General features: G+C 58.1%; 9 protein-coding genes. 5 read left to right on the top strand and 4 right to left on the bottom strand.

The window, feature by feature from the left end:
* Window positions 1-184 precede the first annotated feature (184 nt).
* Together H8274_RS09780 and H8274_RS06895 are read right to left on the bottom strand one after the other, a co-directional pair.
* Entirely contained in the window at window positions 185-4006 is a 3822-nt protein-coding gene (locus tag H8274_RS09780) for an endo-beta-N-acetylglucosaminidase (RefSeq protein WP_185934162.1), read from the bottom strand.
* A 256-nt stretch (window positions 4007-4262) separates the two neighbouring features.
* Window positions 4263-5813 carry an AGE family epimerase/isomerase gene (locus H8274_RS06895; RefSeq protein WP_185934161.1) on the bottom strand — a complete coding sequence of 517 codons (1551 nt, stop codon included), beginning with the start codon at window positions 5811-5813 and terminating at the stop codon, window positions 4263-4265.
* A 173-nt stretch (window positions 5814-5986) separates the two neighbouring features.
* Here H8274_RS06895 and H8274_RS06890 point away from each other — a divergent pair, with 173 nt between their 5' ends.
* From H8274_RS06890 to H8274_RS06875, 4 genes are all read left to right on the top strand, one after another.
* Window positions 5987-6979, top strand: coding sequence for a bifunctional riboflavin kinase/FAD synthetase (locus H8274_RS06890; RefSeq protein ID WP_185934160.1), 993 nt, complete (start codon window positions 5987-5989; stop codon window positions 6977-6979).
* 295 nt (window positions 6980-7274) lie between these two features.
* On the top strand, window positions 7275-7544 hold the full coding sequence (rpsO, locus tag H8274_RS06885) for a 30S ribosomal protein S15 (protein WP_049618736.1): 270 nt from the start codon (window positions 7275-7277) through the stop codon (window positions 7542-7544).
* Window positions 7545-7807: 263 nt separating this feature from the next.
* Window positions 7808-10369 carry a polyribonucleotide nucleotidyltransferase gene (locus tag H8274_RS06880; RefSeq protein ID WP_185934159.1) on the top strand — a complete coding sequence of 854 codons (2562 nt, stop codon included), beginning with the start codon at window positions 7808-7810 and terminating at the stop codon, window positions 10367-10369.
* 281 nt (window positions 10370-10650) lie between these two features.
* Complete coding sequence (locus tag H8274_RS06875; RefSeq protein ID WP_185934158.1) at window positions 10651-11964, top strand: M16 family metallopeptidase; 1314 nt, start codon at window positions 10651-10653, stop codon at window positions 11962-11964.
* Between the two features lie 302 nt (window positions 11965-12266).
* On the opposite strand, the gene ahpF is transcribed toward H8274_RS06875, so the two are convergent.
* Both ahpF and ahpC read right to left on the bottom strand, forming a co-directional pair.
* Window positions 12267-13868: an alkyl hydroperoxide reductase subunit F gene (ahpF, locus tag H8274_RS06870; protein WP_185934157.1), complete on the bottom strand. Its 1602-nt coding sequence runs from the start codon at window positions 13866-13868 to the stop codon at window positions 12267-12269.
* Window positions 13869-14429 (bottom strand): alkyl hydroperoxide reductase subunit C, encoded by a 561-nt coding sequence (gene ahpC / locus H8274_RS06865; protein ID WP_049618732.1) that lies wholly within the window; start codon window positions 14427-14429, stop codon window positions 13869-13871.
* A 270-nt stretch (window positions 14430-14699) separates the two neighbouring features.
* On the opposite strand from ahpC, the gene dapB reads away from it, so the two are divergent.
* Window positions 14700-15440 (top strand): 4-hydroxy-tetrahydrodipicolinate reductase, encoded by a 741-nt coding sequence (gene dapB, locus H8274_RS06860; protein WP_185934156.1) that lies wholly within the window; start codon window positions 14700-14702, stop codon window positions 15438-15440.
* Window positions 15441-16022 lie beyond the last annotated feature (582 nt).

The raw sequence follows: 16022 nt of genomic DNA, 5'->3' as shown, positions 1-16022 counted from the left end.
AGCCAAGCGAGCACGCCGCGTGCCGCAAAACCGCGTGCCGCACGCCGCTTGCCGCAAGCGGGGAAGCTGGGCAAAGCGCAGGCGCGCCGCAAAAGCTGACCGCCGGCGCAAGCTCAACCGAGCTCACAACCGGCGGCCAACGGGAAATCGGATACAAATACTCTCTAGCCCACTAGCGGTTTAGCTACTCCCGCGTTTCGCGCGCCCGCCGCCACCAAATGGCAGCCCCGCCGCAAGCCAGAAGCATCAAACCGACAAAAATACCTACACCAACCTGCGTTCCAGTAAACGAAAGCCGGCCCCGTTTACCCTGCTCAGTACGGTCCGCGCGGCTGCTACCGGCAGGCTTTTGGCTGGCCTTATCAGCAGACGCCGCACTTGGTTGCGGGGTAGGCGAGGTGCTCGGCTCGGTGCTCTGTGCCATGCTCGGCTCTGTGCTCGGTCCGGTGCTTGGTTTCGTGGTCGGCGCGGTACCTGGCGCGGTGCTCGGTTTCGTGGTCGGCGCGGTACTCGGTTCGGTGCTTGGTGGAGTGACCGGCGCAGGCGGTACCGCGGGGGCAGGGCCGGACGCTTCGATTCGTACCGTAACCGAAGCCTTATTACCGGCCGCGTCCGTTGCGGTGAACCGCAAGATCCGCACGCCCTCCCAATTCGGAGCTCCGCTAACGGTGCGGGTCTGCGGATCATAGGACAAACCATAAGCCGCCAAATTAGAATCCCCGGTTGCCCCATCCGCAGTCGTACCAGTGCCAGTAGCATCGGCGCTTGGCGCTGCTGTGACTACCTGGTTGTCCCCAGCATCTGTAGCACCTTCTGTTCCTGCGAGTTTTTCCGTATCAGCCAGCTTTTCAGCCTGCGGTACGGCCCGCTTCGCCCGCGCGGACCGAGTATTTTGCGCAGGTGTAGCAGTGGCAGTATCCGTAGCTGGAGCCGTAGCCTCCGGCGCTGCGTTCGCGTTAGCCTCACCAGCTTGCAGATCTGGTTCAATACTCACCGCCACCTCTGGGGCGGAGAAGTTATCCACAGCCCGCACTGTTATCGGTGTGAGACTTCCACCCGCGCCAATCTTCTGCTCCGTCCACGGGCTCACCCAAATCTCGGGCGCGGCGGCGTCGTCGATCTGCCCACCCGGAGATACCGTTACCGGTGCCGAAACATTACCCGCATAATCAGTAAGCAAAATGCTTACCGGCGAGGCAAGCTCACGTTCGCGCGTTAGCCGCGCGTTCTCATCCGCGGAAGAACCACGCGTGGCACGCAAAGTTTCCCCATGGTCATTCGGCGCGGCCAAATCCAAGGTCTGCCAATCCTGAGCAGAAGGATTACGCAAATGGAAAGAATCGGCCTGTACAACCAGATCCTGTTGAGTCAGCGGCTTTGCGTAAGCGTCATGGTAGCGGCCGCGCAAGCTCGTTGCCGCGCTACTACCATCAGCTTGCACCGCACTCACCGTAGCCCGGAACGGCAGACCTTCCGGCGGAGCCGGCAAAGTCACCGTAGTTTGCGTCCCCGGCACCTGCACGGAAGCCTTGCCCGCATACAGTTCGGGAGCATAAATATTTTCCAAAGTTACGGTGTAGTTTTCGGGTGCGCCCGCACTTGGCGCCTCCCACGAAAGCGTGACCTCACCGGGCTTTGTAGCCTGCTGGAAAGCCTTTTGTGGATCCAAACCCGAATCATAAGTTAGCTTTTGGGGCATGTGCTTGCCCGGAACCGCCAGGTCACAAGGCTCCGAACGGCTCCCATCCTTGCCAATCGCGGTGAGTCGCAGGGTCCAATTACCGCTCAAGCCCACATTCTTCACGTAATACGTATCGCCGTAAGTTTTCCCGAGGCGGTGTACGGTGCCGGAAGCATCCACGCCTTCAAGCAGATAGTAGTCAATATTCGCGAAGTTCCCCGGCTGCCAAGAAGCAACCATTTGCCCATCGCTATGCATTTCATCTATCCGCAAACCAGCAGGCGCATCCGGCTTTGCTTGGCCGTTACTGAGCGTCAAAGCCCCCAGATTCACCTGCAAGCCGTCCTGTTCACCGGTAGCTACCAAACTGATCATAGAAATGCGTTTGCCAGCATACTCAGAAAGGTCAAGGGTAGCGTTTTGCCAGCCGTCACCGGCCGCCGCGGCGGGCAAAGGCAAAATCGCTGCGTTATTTGCTGCGTCACCTGCTGCACCTGCTGCGTCATCTGCTGCGGCACCTGCGGCACTTGCTTTCGCATTAGCTGCGGTAGCGCCCGCAAAGTCTAGACGTACCGCCAGTTGCGGGTGCGGTGCCGGCGCGGTTTCGGAGCTGTTTTCGCTCGTTTCGCTCGCGGCGGCCTCCGGTTTTGGAGTGCTGTTCTGCCAAGTAAGGGCCAGGTTCGACGCCGCAGTTACTTCCAGATCGGTTTTGAACAGCCGGAGCGTGCTAGTCCCGTGCAGGTTTCCATACCAGGCCAGGGAATTACCGCCGGCCCAAGCTCCGCGTGGCGTGAAAGGCGGAGTGGTAGGCGTACCATTCAGCTGGAAACGCGGTTCGGTACCGTAATCGAAATCCGCTTGCATCTTCGTATCGGCGCCGTCATTGGTTATCCACCACTGCCAGGAAGGTAGAATTGCCTGCGCGCCCATATCCGACCACGCGGAATCATTAGCAACCAGGCCGTCCGTGTAGGAACGCAGGCCTTTCCCGGTCGAAAAATCGGTGGCGAAATTCTGCCCGCTAATCACAGAACGCGCTGGCGTAAAATCGGCTACGCCCGGCCAACCGGACTTCGTTACGCCCACTTCCGGGCGGGTTTCTACCGCCCCTGCCTGGGTCACATCCTGGTGCGGCCCAGAGAAGTACATACGTTCACGCTGCGCCACCATCCACTGATATTCGTCTTGCTGCATGAAGGGAAACTCGGGAGAGGTACGGCCGGTGGCGGTTTTAATGTCGTCATCCAAACCCCGCTGATACATATCGGAAGGGGTGAACAGTGCCAAAGAAGTAACCGGTGAATGATTCTCGGCCGAAGTGAAAGAGCGGTCCACATTACCGGGGCTGGCAAAACCAGTTTGATTCGCTTCAATGCCCGCAAACACTTCCGCGTAAGGGTCATAACCGTGGCTCTCCGCAAAGCTACGCATACTATGTGGGTCGCCGCCATAGTTCACGAACACAGAATTGTGGATCTGCCCGTGCTCTTTGTCTTTCAGCCAGGAAGCCTTGGCCTCATCAAAGCTCGAATTCACGTCATACCACTGTGTCCACAATCCCTGGGCCGTTAAATAGGCCATGAGCGGCTTGAACTCGCCCGGGTCGCTCCCGCGTTCTTCCTGGTTCAGGAAGTAACCGTCAAAGCCATAGTATTTAGCCATTTCCACCAGTTTGCGGCCAATAATGTAACCTTCCGAATCCTTATCAAACATTTCGGAGAAAGTAAGGCCGGGCCGGAAGAAAGGATCAAAATAGATGACGGCAATAGACTTCACGCCATTACGGTGAGCGGCGTTAGTGTATTGCGGCGTCGGAATGGAAAGCACCCCGAACTCAAACCCGCGGTTTCGCCAATCAGAGGTGGGCGGGTCATACAGCGACTGCGGGACCCCCTTCGAAGCCGCCCCGTGCCAAGGTGCCCAATAATCGGCATACTGCCAGAAATTCAGCGTGTGGTCCCCAAAAGTATTGTTGTAGGTGGTGGAACCGAAGAAAGAGTTCCCATAATCTCCTTGCATGAGCATAACCTGGGCTTTGCCATCAAGTTCGGGGCGTACCTGAGTTGCTGGATTATGGTCGATGCGAGACTGCAAGGGCACGGTAGCGCGCAACTGCGCGGAGAATGGATCTGTTTCCGGGCTCCAATCGCGAATATCTTGTACCCGATATCCGGCGACGACGGGTTGGGCACTTCCCGGGCTAGCCTCCCCGCGTGGTGGGTAAGAATCTGCGCCAAATGCGTTTGGTATAGCAAATGCACCCAGGGCAAAAGCCAGGCCTGCGGCCACGGCTTTATACCCCCGATGTTTTGGTGTCTTTCTCATCGAATGTTCCTTAAATAAATAACGAGAAATTAGGGAATCGGGAATCGGTGAGCGGAAAACGATTCACGTGGTCAGATCGCCGCAACTATCCGGCAACTTTGCAGGTAGTGGCATGACAATATGGCCGGTGGTAGATCGGCCCCCGAGCTAGCTTGGTACCGCTCCGAGGCGAGTAGCCGCAAGCAACCGCGCCGCCAAGCTAAGGGCTATAAAGTCTGGCTTACGCCAGTATTTAGGCCTGCACGGAGAGTCCGATTTAGGCCTGCGCGGTGAGCTTTAGGGCACCCGCGAAGCACGGGGAGAGCGGCAACCCATCCATGAGCATGGCCTGGGCGGCGTGGTATACATCAGGTTTGCCCGGCCAAGTGATACGCGAAGGCTGGTTTTGTGCATCCAATTCATGGATCCATAAACCTGGCTCGTGCACCAAATAGGTACGGGCATACGCAATAAACTGCCGGTGCCAATCCCGGAAATAGGCAGCTTCCGGAACCGGGGCGGGATCCAGAATCGGTGCGGCGTCGGAAACCAGGGAAACCTCGGAAACCGGGGCAACCTCGGAAATCGGGGCGGCGTCGCTGGTTGCGTCCGCTACTACGTGGCTTACCGCGCTCGCGGTTGTAATCATTTCCGGGTGGGTTTCACTGTAGGTAGCAAAAGCGGCGGCGGCACTAATTGCTTCGCAGACCGTCCAATGCATGCGTTCATGCACGATCGGTTTCCGATCCGGAGCGATCGTGTACACGAAACCGGGAGCACCGTCTATGTTCCATCCGTCGCGAATCGCGGTGGCAAATAATTGGTGTGCCAGCTGGGGAAGCTGTGCAAAAACCCGCGCCGGTAACTTGCCGAAGGGGGAGCCAGTATCGGCGTCACTGCGGGCCGTCCCGCTAGGCGTTGGCGCTTCGCTAGATATTGCTACTTTGTTCGACGTCGCTACCGCACCCGCAGTATCCGCGAGCGCCGCAGCCTGCTGGGCATGAGTTTCTACCGCCGCCCAGAACTGCAAAATCAACCGCGACCATTCCACGCCGTGCCCGGGCGTATAGCCGTAGGGCCGGAAGGGATCGGCGGGATTATCGCGGTTGAAATCGGGGAGGGGCTGCCAGGTGGCGCTGAAATGCTCTGGAATATGCCAGCCGGTACAGGCGGCCTGCCCGAGCACGAAATTAATGATTTGTGAGGCTTTGGCTAGCCAGCGCGGGTTGCCAGTGGCATCCCAGGCCGCCAAACTTGCCTCCAAAGTGTGCATATTCGCGTTCACGCCGCGATAGTTTTCCGATTCTGTGAACGCCCGGTCCCAAGATTCGCAGACCAGGCCGTACTGTTCTTCCCAGAAGAAATTCTCGTGTGCCGTGCAGGCTAAAGCGAAAAGTTCTTCCGCACCGGTAATTCCCGCCTGAATGCCGGAACTGGCGGCTAACAACACGAAAGCGTGGGCGTAGGCTTCTTTGCGGTCAGCGCCCGGGCCGGAAGGCAGACCGGTAGCGGCCGTGAGGCGGGAGAAAAACCCGCCGTGGGCGGTATCGAAGAAGTGCTCGCGCAAACACTTAATCCCAAAAGTTGCCAGCTGCCGGGCAGAATGCGGGCCCGGTTCCGCTTCTGCCTGTTCTCGCAAAGCTGCCAGGCAGAAAACATGCGTCATGCGGCAGTTGATCCATAATTCGAGGTCGTGGTCAGGATCTAGCTGACCGTCGTAATCTAAATACCCAAACCCGAAGCGGGTGCGCGATTGGGCGGCGCGCGCTACCAAAGCACGAAACTCACTTTTTTCCCAAGCGCTAATTTCTGGGGCGGTTGGCACCATATGCGTCTCCCTTGACGATGCTCTACTAAACCGTTGTAGTACACGTTAGCACCGCTAAGTGCGTCTCGAAAAGGGGCGAATGTGCACCCGCGCCACCCCTGAGACGAAAGTCCTAGACATTTGCTTGGGTGTGCGTACCGCTTTGTGTGGCCCGTAAAAGGTATGGTGAGGGGGTGCGAATTTGGCGTAGGCCGGAAGACATCCCGGCAGATTTGAGTGCAACAGCTGTAACGTTCGGTATCTTCGACGGCGTACATCGCGGCCATCGGGCGATTTTACGGCGGACCGTAGAAATGGCCCGCACCCATGGGTGGATGCCGGTGGTCCTCACTTTTGATCCGCATCCAGCAACAATTCACAACCCGAAGAGCAAGGTCCCGCTCATTATCAACTTAGAAGACCGGCTCAATCGCATTGCCGCCTCCGGAATTGGTGCTACCTACGTGCAGGATTATTCACTCGCCTATGCGCAAGCCTCCCCGCAGGAGTTTTTTACCCGCCAGCTGATGGGCCAATTGCGGGCCCGCGGAGTTGTTGTTGGTGAAGATGCTCGGTTCGGGCGCGGTAACGCCGGCGATACGCGTGCCCTTCTCAGCCTGGGGCAACGCTTCGGTGTGGATATCGACGTCGTGAGCGACCTGTGCGGGCCGGATGGGCAGCGCTGGTCTTCTACAAAAGTTCGGGAACTCCTCGAAGCTGGAAATGTTAGCGATGCCGCCGAAATCTTAGGGCGCCCACACCGTATCCGTGGCGTCGTAGAACATGGCGCTAAGCGGGGGCGGGAACTTGGATTCCCCACCGCGAACCTTTCCGGAAGCGAGTTAGGGGAAGTTCCTGCCGACGGCGTCTATGCCGGTTGGCTGGTACGAGCGGTGCCGGGCACGCGCGCCACCGAGTATCTTCCGGCGGCGATTTCCGTGGGCAATAATCCGCAATTCGGGGCGAAGAGCCGCACGGTAGAAGCGCATGTGCTCGGACGTTCTGATCTAAATCTGTACGGCGAAGAAATTTCCGTGGAATTTATTGCTTATATCCGGCCCATGATGAAATTTGATGAGGTGAGCGGTCTGCAAGCCCGCATGGATCAGGACTTGCTAGAAGTGGCGGACAAATTAGGAGTTCCGCCTGCCGTCCGCCTCGCGCCCGGGCAAGTAACCGCGCAGTAAGCAACTCCCGCAGCCGCGCAGTAAGCAACCCCCGCAACCGCGCAGTAAATGGTGGTAAATAACCGCGCAGTGAGCGGCTGCGTTGCTTCAGGAATCACCTTCGCCCCACCTGAATCGTCCGCACCCTGCCGGCCTTGCTTGCGAGCAGTGTCGACCTTGCTTGCGAGCAGTACCACAAGCGGGAGGGTATGCACGGGTGCTAAGATATTTGATTGCCGTCGATCGGCCGCGGTAGCGTCATGCTCGGGAGAACAGGCCCCGCTGCTCCGCGCAACGGATACTAAAGGAGAATCGCATGTCCCTCTCTACTGAGGAAAAGCAGAAGATCATTGCCGAATACGCGACCCACGAGGGAGACACCGGTTCGCCGGAGGTCCAGGTGGCTCTGCTCTCGGCTCGTATTAAGAACCTGACGGAGCATTTCCGCACTCACGTTCACGATCACCATTCGCGGCGCGGTTTGATGCTCTTGATCGGGCAACGCCGTCGTTTGCTGACGTACCTGGCCGATGAGGATATTGAACGTTACCGTTCTCTCATTTCGCGCCTAGGACTGCGTCGCTAGGAGAAAATCGTGGGCGGCTCGGAGTAGTTCCGGGCCGCTTTCAGTATGCCATGAGGGTTTTCCCAGTTTCGTCCAGAAATCTGGCCTCGTGTGCAAACACTAATAGAAGATATAGATAGCAGGAGATCCCGTGTGGTCTTCGGTGATAGCTTCCGGAGAATATATAAGCCGGCCGCAAGCGCATTGCTGCGAGCCGCTCACTCCGTGAGTTTTTACTGACGACCGCGGCGGGAAAAGATAAGAAACAAGAACAAGGAGGTCCCGTGGAGGGTCCTAACGTACATTCCGTGGAAGCCGTGATCGATAACGGCTCCTTCGGTACCCGCACGATTCGTTTTGAAACTGGGTTGCTCGCCCAGCAGGCGTCGGGAAGCGCCTTGGCCTACCTGGACGGAGAAACTACTGTCCTTTCGGCCACCACCGCTTCCAGCGCCCCGAAAGAGCATTTTGATTTCTTCCCGCTCACCGTTGATGTAGAAGAACGCCAATACGCCGTAGGCCGGATCCCCGGTAGCTTCTTCCGCCGGGAAGGGCGTCCCTCAACGGACGCTATTTTGGCTTGCCGGATTATTGATCGGCCTTTGCGTCCGCTGTTTACCAAGGGGATGCGTAACGAAGTGCAGATCGTGGCAACCGTGCTTTCGGTAGCCCCGGACGATGCTTATGACGTACTCGCTATCAATGCGGCTTCGCTTTCCACTTCGCTTTCGGATCTGCCCTTTGCCGGGCCGGTAGGCGGCACCCGCCTTGCCCTGGTAGATGGCCAGTGGGTGGCATTCCCGCGCTATTCGGAAATTGCCCGTTCCACCTTCACGATGGATATTGCGGGCCGCGTGGTGGGTAACGACGTCGCTATCACCACGATCGAAGCGCAAGCGCCAGAAAAGACCGAAGAAAACATTACTTCCGGCGGGATTGCACCCACCGAAGCGATCGTTTCCCAAGGTATTGAAGCCGCCAAGCCGGTGATTCGCACCCTGTGCGAAGCCCAGCAAAAGCTCATCGACGAATGCGGCAAGGAAAAGGTGGAATACCCGATCTTCCCCGATTACACGGAAGAACAGTACGCCGCCGTCGAAAAGCAACTGGGTGATCGCTTCGACAGCATTTTGGGCATTGTGGATAAGCAAGAACGCGATAACGCGCTCAACGAGCTTACCGAAGCGGTGGTCAGCGAACTGACCAGCGGAGACGATGCTGCTTATGACGAAGAAGAAGACGCGAAGGCACTGGGCGCGGCAGTAAACGCTAGCTTCAAGCAGGTTATGCGCGAACACGTGCTTACCCAGGGTGTGCGTATGGACGGGCGCGGCCCGCGCGATATTCGGTCTCTCTACGCCGATGTGGCAGTGCTTCCGCGCGTGCATGGATCTTCTATCTTCCAGCGCGGCGAAACCCAGGTTTTGGGTGTTACCACGCTTAATATGCTGAAGATGGAACAGCAGCTTGATAACCTTTTGCCGATAACGGCAAAGCGTTACATGCACCACTACAACTTCCCGCCCTACTGCACCGGCGAAACCGGCCGCGTGGGTTCGCCCAAGCGGCGCGAAATCGGGCACGGTCACCTGGCGGAAATGGCACTCGAATCGCAGTTGCCCTCCCGTGAAGAATTCCCGTACGCCATCCGGCAGGTATCGGAAACCATGGGGTCGAATGGTTCTTCCTCCATGGCATCCGTGTGTGCCTCTACGCTTTCCTTGCTCAACGCGGGCGTGCCGCTGCGCGCCCCGGTGGCCGGTATTGCCATGGGTCTGATCACCGCCGAAATCGACGGCGAAATGCGTTCGGTAGCGCTTACCGATATCCTCGGCGCGGAAGACGCCCTGGGAGATATGGACTTCAAGGTGGCTGGCACCAAGCAGTACATCACCGCCCTGCAGCTTGATACCAAGCTCGACGGGATTCCGGCAGACGTACTTTCTAGCGCGCTGGACCAAGCCCGGGACGCACGGGTGGCAATCCTCGACTTCATGAGCGGAGCAATTGACAGCCCAGACGAAATGGCCCCCACCGCGCCGCGGATCCTTACCGTGAACATCCCGGTGGATAAGATCGGTGAAGTGATCGGCCCGAAGGGCAAGATGATCAACCAGATCCAAGACGAAACGGGCGCCGAAATCACCATTGAAGAAGACGGCACTGTTTTCATCGGCGCTACCGATGGTCCGGCCGCGGAAGCCGCTCGCGATATGGTCAACGAGATCGCCAACCCGCAACTACCGGAAGTGGGCGAACGCTACGTAGGTACCGTGGTCAAGACCACCACCTTTGGCGCTTTCATTTCCCTCACTCCGGGCCGCGACGGCCTTCTCCACATCTCGCAAATCCGCCGCCTCGTAGGTGGTAAGCGCGTGGAGCAGGTAGAAGACGTGCTCAACGTGGGTGACAAGGTCGAGGTAGAAATTACCGAGATCGATGATCGCGGAAAGGTTTCCCTCGCCGTTGCCGGGGGCGCTGACGCCGAAAGCGCGGATGCCGAAAACCACGGCACGGAAGAAGAAACCGAGGAAGCATCGGAAGCTAAGGAAACACCGGAAGCTAAGGAAGCACCGGAAGCTAAGGAATCGGCTTCCAATTCGCGCGGATCGCGGCGCAGCCGCACCCGCCGGCGCACCTCCACCAGTTCTTCTGCCACGGCTGATTCGGCTGAATCTGCACCTTCCGCCACTTCCGCGGAAGAAGCAGAAGAAAACGACGGTGAGGCTGCATCCGAAGAAAACGGTGAAGCACGGCAAGGTGGGCGCGGTTCGCGCCGTACTACGCGGGGAAGCCGGGGCAGCCGGCGTCGCCGCCGCACGCACACCAAGCCGGCTGAAGACTAAAAACAGATTACATACGCGGCGCTACCAGCCCGCGTAAACTCGCGGTCCCCGGGTGGGCAGGGCAGTAGCCCCGCCCACCCGGGGACCGCCGTGCTGTTACCGAAACTCACGGGCATCTGGTGGCGCCCCACTCCCCGGGCAACGGAATCGGCGTGTGCGGAAATGGAAACTCCCGCACCCGTGCTAGCGAACCAATACTTGTATACGTTCCGCTACTTGTATGAGCACCGCCAGCGGTTGTATCTGCACCGCTAGCAGGAAAAAACAGTTAGGCTGGTCCGGTGCATTATTCGCTAATTGATCTCCCCTTGGAAACAGGGCACAGCTTAGACCTAGATGATGAAGGCGCGCGGGTGCGCCGCTCCGTACTACCCGGCGGTTTTCGGGTTTTGACTTCGGCTTTGCCGCATGTGCGGTCCACCCATGTCGCATTTTGGGTGGGGGCCGGTTCGCGTGATGAAACTCCCGGTACGGAAGGTTCCACGCATTTCTTGGAACACCTGCTTTTTAAAGGCACTGCCACGCGCAGCGCGCAAGATATTGCGGCCGAAAGTGACTATTTGGGTGGCGGTTTTAACGCCGCCACTTCCAAGCAATACACCTGCTATTACGGGCATGTAATTGACGAAGATCTGCCGCAAGCTATTGCTTTGCTAGCGGATATGATCACTTCCGCCAAACTTGCCGAAGCGGATTTCCAGACCGAACGCGGCGTGATCCTAGAAGAGCTCGCCATGTACGCCGATGATGCGTCCATGGTGGCCATGGAAAAACTACCCGAGCTAGTGTTCGGGAAACATCCTTTGGGCCGGCCAATTGGCGGCACCCCAGAAGATATTAAATCCTTAGCGCACACGGCCCTCACCTCGCACTACCACGCCGTGTACCGGCCCGCAGAGCTAGTAGTAACCGCGGCCGGGGCAGTGGACCATGAAGATTTTTGCCGCCGTGTAGTAGATGCCTTGGAAAATGGTGGCTGGAAGTTTGCGGCTACCGAAAATCCGGCCACCCGCCGGGAAAGCGACAGCATCCAATATCCGGCCGGGCAAGACGTGCGACTCCAAAAAGACGTCGAACAAGCCGCGGTACTCATTGGCATGCCGGGTTTGGATGTGCGAGATGAGCGCCTGCCGGTGCTGTTCGCCTTGAATGCGATCCTCGGCGGAGGTAGCTCTTCCCGGCTCTTCCAAGAGATACGCGAAAAGCGCGGCCTGGCTTATTCGGTCTATTCGTTCCTGAACGCATACCGGGAAGGCGGTATGTACGGTTTGAGCGCCGGGTGTGCGAACGAAAACGCGCCTGCAGTTATGGAACTTATGCATAGCGAACTGGATCGTTTAGCTCGCGACGGTGTAAGCGCCGAAGAAGTGGAATCGGCATTCCGGCGGGTGCGGGCCGATATCGTCTTCAGCGGGGAATCCGTGAACGCGGAAATGCAACGTTTAGGCACCTCCGAACTAACCCGCGGCCAGCTCATTTCCAAAGGTGAACATATTCGCCGGGCGCGGGCAGTTACGGCCGCAGATATCGCGGAATTGGCGCGCGAGCTTGCCAGCGGGCCGCGTTCCAGCGTCATCGTGGGCGCCGCGCAGTAAACAGCGTGGACGCCGCGTCATTATTCGCCCTTACAAACAACGAAAAAGAACCCGGCTGGGAATCTCGGTTGTACTAGAGATTCCCAGCCGGGTTGCAGTATTGCAATAAACGAGGTGAGCGGCCCTACCCCAGGAGAGCTGTTCTACCTACCCCAGGAGAGCTGTCCCAACTTAAGGGAAGCGGCTCTGAGCTAGGGGAGCGGCCCTAAATTCGGTTTGCCAGTTAGGCCGGTTTGCCAGTTTTAGGGAAACCGGGGAACTGGTTTTTCGCGAAACAGCTCCATGAACCCGCAGTGCTGGTTTTAGGCTTCCACGCCCTCGCGGATCATGTGGTTGAAGGCGCCGAGCGCCGCGGTAGCGCCGGATCCCAAAGCGGTCGAAACCTGCTTGAAGGGACCATCGGTACAATCTCCGGCGGCATACACTCCCTCGAGCGAGGTAGCGCCTTGCTTATCCACAATGATTTCGCCAGCCCGGTTGCGTTCCACAGTATCGCCCAACCAGGCGGTTGCCGGAACCAGGCCGATCTGAACGAAAACGCCGGAAAGGTCAATTTCGTGGCGTTCACCAGAGGCACGATCATTCCAGGCCAGGCCGGTTACCTTTTCACCGTCGCCAAGTACTTCGCTCACTGCTGCATTCACGTGAATGTCAATGTTTTCCGTGTTTTCGGCCTTCTTGATGAGTACCGAATCGGCGTTGAGGTGGTCTTGGAACTCGAAGAGGGAAACGTGGCTGGCCACGCCCGCCAAATCGATGGCGGCTTCCACACCGGAGTTACCTCCACCCACCACCGCCAGCGGTTTGCCGGCGAACATGGGGCCATCGCAGTGCGCGCAGAAGGAAACGCCCTTCGTGCGGTATTCGGATTCGCCCGGCACTCCGAGCAAACGCCAGCTCGCCCCCAGCGCCAAAATCGCCGACCGGCCGCGCAGCTCCCCACCGCCGGCGAAGGTCACGTGGATCTTACCGGCATCGGTACGCTCCAAACCGGTAGCTTCTACCGATTCGTAAATATCGATATCGTAATCTCCGAGGTGGCGTTCAATGGCTGCCCCAAAGTCAACACCTTCGATATGCGGGGTGCCGGTAATGTTTTCGATATCGGTGGTTTCCAATACCTGGCCGCCGATCGTGCCGGTAGCCAAAGCCGTCTTCAAACCCTTGCGGGCAGAATAGATCGCGGCTGTCGCACCGGCCGGGCCGCCACCGATCACGAGCACGTCGTAATCATCGGCCTTGTCCATACGTCGTTCCGCGATGGGGCGCAGCGTGCCCTCCGGCGTCGTACCCGAAGCATCTGCGAGCTTGCCGGATTCGGCCAGCTTCGCGATGATTTTCTCCACGCCCATGCGCCCTTGTGCGAATTCTTCCCCATTCAGGTAGATCGTGGGCACACTGAGCACACCCAAACGTTCTACTTCGGCGCGATGCGAGCTGCCTTCTACCGCGGTGTGGCGAATCTTTGGGTTGAGCACGCTCATCGCGTTCAAAGCTTGTACCACTACCGGGCAGTTTTGGCAGGTCTGGGAAATGTAGGTGGTGAATTCCAGGGCAGGAAGTTCGCGTACGGCTTGCGCTACATCCTCGTCGATCTTTACGGGATGCCCGCCTACCTGGAGTACGGCCAGCAGGAAGGACTCGAACTCCCTCCCGCCCGGATAGCCGGCGAAAGTTACCGCTACATCGGTACCGGTACGGCTAATCCGAAAAGCAGGGGCCCGCTCACCAGTAACTTCGCGCACCGTAATCTTTTCGGAAATCGCCGCGGTTTCCTCCAGGAAGGCACGCAACTTTGCCGATTCCGGAGACTCATCAGCCACGAGTTCAAATTCGATCGGTTCGCGGATGAGCTCGAAATACTTCTTCAGCTGCGCTGTTGTTTGTGCATCCAAAACTGCCATTTAGATCTTCCCCGAGAGGTCGAAGGACGGGGTGAGGGTCTCATCGCCCTCTTCCCAGTTGGCCGGGCAGACCTGGTCCGGATGTGCCCGTACGTGCTGGGCGGCCTTGACCTTGCGGAGCAGTTCCTTAGCGTTGCGGCCCACACCCTCCGAGGTGGTTTCGATGTATTGGATGATGCCGTCCGGATCGATGAGGTAAGTGGAACGATCCGCCAGGCCAGTGGGACGCATATTGTCGAAAGCCTGCGTGATTTCGCCCTTCACATCGCCAATCATCGGGTAGGTGACCTTAGAAACGTCGGGCGAAGTTTCGTGCCAAGCCTTGTGCACGAAGTGCGAATCACGGGAAACCGAATAAACATCTACGCCGATCTCCTGCAGTTCGGGGTAGATCTCTTCTAGATCTGCCAGTTCCGTGGGGCAGACGAAGGTGAAATCACCCGGGTAGAAGAAGACGATCACCCAGCGCCCGGCAAAATCTTCGGTCGAAACATCGATGAACTTGCCGTTGTGGTAAGCCTGCGATTCCCAGGGCTGAATCTGGGTATTAATAAGCGACATGTACTCTCCTTGCTAAAAATCGGGCTTTTCGGCTCGATTGAGCCATGCGATGCGACTCTTTTCATCGCCTGTGCATCCACTATAGATGCTTTTCTGGAATGATTCCAGTCTTATCGCTGGGCGCCTAAATGTGGCGTCCGGAACGTAAAAATACAGAAGTCGGTAGGCGAAGTGTTTTCTGTCCAGTTGCGGGTAGCCCGTGTTCTTTGTAGCTTGCGCGCGCTGTGGACGGCGCGCGCTCGTGGGCAGGCGTCCGGGTAGGCTCAGTACATGATTAAAGTTGCGGTTGTAGGCGCCTCGGGGCGTATGGGTAAAACTGTGTGCGACGCGGTCACGGCGGCCGCGGATCTGGAATTGGTGGCCCGGCTTGACCATGGCGATCCGCTCACCGCGGAGAACTTGAACGGCGCCACAGTAGCGGTGGAATTTACCGTTCCGGATGCTACGAAGGCTAATGTGCTCGCCCTGCTCGAAGCGGGTGTTGATGTGGTGGTGGGAACCAGTGGGTGGGACGACGCCGACCTTGCGGAAGTGCAATCCCGGGCACAAGAAACTGGGCAAAGCGTGTTGGTGGCCCCAAACTTTGGGCTTTCCGCGGTATTAGCCATGAAATTTGCGGAACTGGCAGCGCCGTATTTTGAATCCGTGGAAGTGCTCGAAATGCATCACCCTGACAAAGTGGACGCGCCTTCCGGTACTGCTTTTGCTACCGCGCAACGTATTGCCCAAGCCCGGCAAAAGGCCGGGGTGCCGGCCAGTCCCGATGCGACGACGATTGATCCGGAAGGTGCCCGCGGGGCCGTGATCGATGGCGTGCACGTGCACGCGGTCCGTTTGCGCGGGCTGAATGCGCACGAAGAAATCTTGTTGGGCAACCCGGCAGAACAATTGGTAATCCGGCAAGATTCCTTCGACCGCACGAGCTTTATGCCCGGAGTTTTGTTGGCCGTGCGGAAGATTTCTGGCCGCGGCGGGCTTACCTACGGCCTGGAAGATCTTCTGGACCTGTAGCTGTGGAAAACTCCCGGGGCTTGCAAGTAATTAGGCGGATCAGCTGAGGTTATGGGGCGAGCTGAGGAAACGTACTGGTTATGCCAGTGCTTTACCTCTAAAATGACAGGCAGGTTGGAGAATGGATTTGTAGGATATTTCCAAAAATGAAGGATCCTATGGCTTCTAATTGGCGGCGAAGCCGCTGCGCCGGCCGATAACACCCCGTTCCCACCCCTTGGGAAACTCGGGAAACAACACTATCCCTGGGAAACGGAAACACTGGCCCTGGGAAACACTCTCCCTGGGGGGGGGGGGGGGGGGGGGGAAACACTGTCCCTGGGGGGGACACTGTCCCTGGGGAAACAAACCCTGCCCCTTGAGAAACCCTCTCTGCGGCAAGAAAATCTTCGCGCATAAGCCTTCGCGAGATAGCTATCGCGGGAGAGCTTTTCCGGTAATGAACAGGAAGCTATCCCGGGAACATAAGATTTCCGAGGAAGTGTTTCCTGCGGGAAACCGCTTTTCCGTAAGGAAAGGTTTTGCCGGAAGTATTTCCAGGAAATCGGTTTTCCAACGGAAAAGCGGAGTGGGGAAAACTGG

The organism is Actinobaculum suis (assembly GCF_900618115.1).
GTDB classification, from domain to species: domain Bacteria; phylum Actinomycetota; class Actinomycetes; order Actinomycetales; family Actinomycetaceae; genus Actinobaculum; species Actinobaculum suis.
Note: the sequence above shows the minus strand (reverse complement) of the source record. Positions and strands in the feature narration are given on the sequence as shown.